The 4582-nt window shown below is 65.4% G+C and carries 3 protein-coding genes and 1 pseudogene; all 4 read right to left on the bottom strand.

Annotated features, from left to right (window positions below):
* A pseudogene (locus tag J0I79_RS03550) lies at positions 1–214 on the bottom strand (aminopeptidase P family protein); the annotation flags it as partial.
* Positions 215–519: 305 nt separating this feature from the next.
* A complete protein-coding gene (locus J0I79_RS03545; protein ID WP_292855343.1) occupies positions 520–1488 on the bottom strand; it encodes a GlxA family transcriptional regulator in 969 nt (322 codons plus the stop codon).
* Positions 1489–1763: 275 nt separating this feature from the next.
* A complete protein-coding gene (locus tag J0I79_RS03540; RefSeq protein ID WP_292855342.1) occupies positions 1764–2939 on the bottom strand; it encodes a PLP-dependent aspartate aminotransferase family protein in 1176 nt (391 codons plus the stop codon).
* Entirely contained in the window at positions 2936–4360 is a 1425-nt protein-coding gene (locus tag J0I79_RS03535; RefSeq protein WP_292855341.1) for a pyridoxal-phosphate dependent enzyme, read from the bottom strand. The genes J0I79_RS03540 and J0I79_RS03535 overlap by 4 nt, the downstream gene beginning before the upstream one ends.
* Between the last annotated feature and the right edge of the window lie 222 nt (positions 4361–4582).

Below are 4582 nucleotides of genomic sequence, written 5' to 3'. Positions count from 1 at the left end.
GGTCGAGCACCTCCCCGCCGCCATATCCGTCCTCGCGCATCCAGCCGCGCAATTTCGCCAGCCGGCCTTTGCGCAGCGCATCGGCGTCGATGAAGGAAGGCTCGGTGTCGGACAGCCACATGCCGCCGGCCGGGTCGGCGGCGGCGGGATGGCGCATGCGGTCCTTGAAATCGACGTCCTCGGTGCTGTCGGGGTCGAATACGACGATGCTCATGGGTGCCTGGCCTTGGGGTGGGGTTGAAAGGCCCGACCATGGCCCAGGAGGGGCGGAAGCATTGTGCGGAAAACCGCGCATGTTGTGCGAGATGCCGCTGGTGTAATGAGAGAGACAGGCGCGAGGCCCCCCTCTCTGTCCTGCCGGACATCTCCCCCTCAAGGGGGGAGATTGGCAGCTTCAGCGGCCGCGCGTACTCCTCAGCGCTAAAGATTGGCGAAGCCGGTGGTGACCGCCGATCTCCCCCTTGAGGGGGAGATGCCCGGCAGGGCAGAGAGGGGCGATGCCCCGCCAGCATTCAAAACCTAATGCCGTCGCGCCAGTGTCGGCGGATGGCCATGCTCCTCGCGAAATGCCCGCGCAAAGCTCGACATGGAAGCAAAACCACAGGCCAGCGCCACATCGCGCACGGCAAGCGTGGAATGCGCCAGCAGGTCGGCGGCGCGTTTCAGCCGAAGCCGCCGGTAGTAGCCATTCGGCGAGATGGCGAGTTCGGAGCGGAAGGAGCGCTCCAGCTTGTCCGAGGATACACCGAGCCGCGCGGTGAGTTCGGTCATTCCGAGCCGTTCCTCCACCGCGTCCTCCATGATGGCGATGGCCGACAGCACCAGCTCGTTGCGGACCCCGGTGCGCAGCCTGAGCGGCATCAGCTTGCGGTCGACGCTGGAGCGCAGCTGGCTGTGCACGAACCATTCGGCGACCCCGGCGGCGAGTTCGCCGCCATAGTCGCGGGTGATGATCTCGAGCATCATGTCGAGGCTGCCGACGCCTCCCGCCGAGGTGAAGCGCTTGCGGTCGATGACGAAGAGATCGCGCCTGAGCTCGATCGCCGGAAAAGCCTCGGTGAAGGCGGCCTGGCTGGTCCAGTGCAAGGTGCAGGCATGGCCGTCGAGCAGGCCCGCCCGCGCCAGGAAGAATGCCGCGTCGGCCACAGCACCGATATGGGCGCCGCCGCGCAGGCTGCGGCGGATCCAGCTCGCCGCGTCCTCGGCGACGAGATGATCGGCGTCACCGCCCGAGCAGACGACGATGCGGTCGACCCTGGGTGCCGCCTCGGCATGAAAACCCGGCTGGATGACGACGCCGTTCGAGGCCTCGACCGCGCCTTTGGTGCCGCCAACGATGATCCAGCGGTAGCAGTCCTTCTTCGCCAGGATGTTGGCGGCGCGCAGCGGCTCGATGACGGAACTGAACGCCATCATCGGAAAACCGGGAAAGACCAGCACCGCGAAGGTGATGGGCTCGGTGGGTTTTGGAGGGTCGCGCGTGGCCATGGGCGCAATAGTTCGGTTAGATGACGGCTGGGGTCAATTGGCTGGCCGCCGACTGCCGATTCATGAAGCGTCAGCGCTGCCCCTCACCTGCCTGCCGGCATCCTCTCCCCGTATAGTGACGGGGAGAGGGACGCTGTGCCGGAGGACTTCGCCAAATTGCCGGCGTTGCAGGAAAGCGCCAGGATTGCGACCAGCCCTTTCTCCCCGTCACTATACGGGGAGAAATGTCCGGCAGGACAATGAGGGGCAGCGCTGACCTCGGACAGTCGTTGCCGCTAACCCCCCAGCGCCTGCTCCAGATCCGCGATCAGGTCATCGCCATCCTCGATCCCCGCCGACAGCCGCACCAGCGAATCCGAAATGCCGATCGCCTCGCGCTTCTCCACGGGAATGGAGCCATGTGTCATCAGCGCCGGATGCTCGATCAGGCTTTCCACCCCGCCGAGGCTTTCTGCCAGCGTGAACAGCTGCGTGCGCTCCAGGAAGCGTTTTGTCCCGGCGAGGTCGCGGCCGAGATCGACCGAGATCATGCCGCCGAAAGCATGCATCTGCTGGACCGCGATGGCATGCTGCGGGTGGCTGGCAAGGCCGGGATAGAGGACGCGGCGTATGTCCTTGCGGGCTTCCAGCCATTGCGCGATTTTCAGGCCGTTGGCGGAATGGCGCTCCATCCTGAGCGCCAGCGTCTTCAGGCCGCGCAGCGCCAGAAAGCTGTCGAACGGGCCCGATATGGCGCCGATGGCGTTCTGCAGGAATTTCAGCTGGGCGGCGAGATCCTTGTTGTCGCCCACGACCGCCACGCCGCCGACCATGTCGGAATGACCGTTGAGGTACTTCGTCGTCGAATGCACTGTTGTGTCGATGCCGAGTTCCAGCGGGCGCTGGATGTAGGCGCTGCAGAAGGTGTTGTCGGCCACCGACAGGATTCCCTTGCGCCTGGCCAGCGCCGCCACGCCTTCGAGGTCGACGATGCGCAGCAGCGGATTGGTCGGCGTCTCGACCCAGAGCAGCTTCGTCTCCGGCCGGATCGCGGCTTCGACCGCCGCGAGATCGGTGAAGTCGACGAACGAGACCTGCAGATTGGCCGAGCGCTTGCGCACCCGCTCCATCAACCGGAAGGAGCCGCCATAGATGTCGTCGGTCGCCACGATATGCGCGCCGGAATCGAGCAGCTCCAGCACGGTCGAGATCGCCGCCAGGCCGGAGGCGAAGGCGAAGGCCGCCGTGCCGCTTTCGAGGTCGGCCACCGCGCGCTCGAAGGCGAAGCGCGTCGGGTTCTGGCTGCGGGCGTATTCGAAACCCTTGTGCACCCCCGGTGACTGCTGGCCGTATGTCGAGGTGGCGTAGATCGGCACCATCACCGCGCCGGTCAGCGGGTCATGGCTCTGGCCGCCATGGATGGTGCGGGTGGAGAAGGCCAGGCGGTTCTTGCCCGTTGCTGCTGTCGTCATTTTGCGCGGCGCCTCAGATGGTTGATCAGGTCGATGCGGGTTATCAGGCCGACGAACTCGTCGCCGTCGAAGATGATGGCCACCTCGTTGCGGTCGAAGACGGGCAGCAGCGCGTCGAGCGTCTGCGTCGCCTGCAGCGTGTGCAGGTTCGAGGTCATGGCCGAACGCACCGGCCCGTTGAAACGGTCCCAGCGCCCATCATAGGGCCCGTCGACCTTGGCCAGTATGTCGCTCTCGTCGACGATGCCGACAAGCTTGCCCTCGTCCAGCACCGGCAGCTGCGAGACATCGGAGCGGCGCATGCGACCATAGGCGTTGAGCAGGCTTTCATCCGGGCCGACCCACACCGTGTCGCCGGTGCGGTGCGAGCGCATGACGAGATCCCGCAGGTCGCCGTGCTGCTCGTGCTCGGCGAGGCCCTGTTCGGCCAGCCAGAAGTCGTCGAACACTTTCGACAGGTATTTGTTGCCGCTGTCGCAGACGAAGGTGACGACGCGCTTAGGCACGGTTTGCTCGCGGCAATAGCGAAGGGCGGCCGACAGAAGCGTGCCCGACGAAGAGCCGGCCAGGATGCCTTCGCGCGACAGGAGATCGCGCACCGCCAGCATGCTTTGCTTGTCTGATATCGAATAGGCCTTCTTGACCAGCGCCAGATCGGCATTGGGTGGCACGAAATCCTCGCCGATGCCTTCCACCGTCCAGCTTCCGGCCTCTTCCATCTTGCCGGTCTTGATCAGCGGCGCCAGCACCGAGCCGACCGGGTCGGCCAGCACCATCTCGGTCTTCGGCGAATGCTTCGCGAAATAGCGGCCAAGCCCGGTCAGCGTGCCGCCGGAGCCGACGCCGACCACGACGGCGTCGACATTGCCGTCGAGCTGCGACAGGATTTCCGGACCGGTCGTCGTCTCATGCGCCAGCGGGTTGGCCGGGTTGGCGAACTGGTTGGCATAGAAGGCGCCCGGCAGTTCCGCCGCGATCTTTTCCGCCATGTCCTGGTAGTATTCCGGATGGCCCTTGCCGACATCGGAGCGCGTCATGCGCACCTCGGCGCCGAGCGCGCGCAGATGCTGGATCTTTTCGCGCGACATCTTGTCGGGCACGACCAGGATGATGCGATAGCCTTTGGGGATGCCGACCTGGGCAAGGCCAAGCCCGGTATTGCCGGCGGTCGCCTCTACAATGGTGCCGCCAGGCTTCAGCCTACCCTCCTTCTCGGCCGCCGCAATCATCGACAGCGCGATACGGTCCTTGATCGAGCCGCCCGGATTCTGGCTTTCGAGCTTGATGAACAGCCGGCACTTGCCGGTGTCGAACTTGGTCAACTCGACGACAGGCGTCTGGCCGATCAGGTCGAGAACCGATCTGTAGGGCGGGCGCAGGCGGGACAGCTCGGTATCCGCCGCTTTTGTCTGCTCGCTCATCCGGGATGCTCCATGGAAGCAGTTCGACGCGGGTCTTCGCAATCTCGCGCAGGATGCCGCCGGAATCCATTCCGGCTTCGCGGACCCGCGCGCTGTCGTCTTTTCCAGCCGTTTGCGCCGGGAAAGAAGATAGAACGTGCCAATCAACCGGCCAGTCGGGGAATGGAATTTCGCGGGGGGCGTAATCTCCCCCCTCGAGGGGGAGATGTCGCCGAAGGCGAC

The sequence above is a fragment of the Mesorhizobium sp. genome (genome assembly GCF_017306585.1).
Taxonomy (GTDB): Bacteria; Pseudomonadota; Alphaproteobacteria; order Rhizobiales; family Rhizobiaceae; genus Mesorhizobium.
The sequence above is the reverse complement of the archived record's forward strand: the minus strand, read 5'-3'. Positions and strand labels throughout refer to the sequence as shown.

What these genes read in the sequence shown, in the direction of transcription:
- J0I79_RS03545 (WP_292855343.1), bottom strand. Translation starts at nt 1,488, where the DNA reads ATGGCCACGCGCGACCCTCCAAAACCCACCGAGCCCATCACCTTCGCG.
- J0I79_RS03535 (WP_292855341.1), bottom strand. Translation starts at nt 4,360, where the DNA reads ATGAGCGAGCAGACAAAAGCGGCGGATACCGAGCTGTCCCGCCTGCGC.
- J0I79_RS03540 (WP_292855342.1), bottom strand. Translation starts at nt 2,939, where the DNA reads ATGACGACAGCAGCAACGGGCAAGAACCGCCTGGCCTTCTCCACCCGC.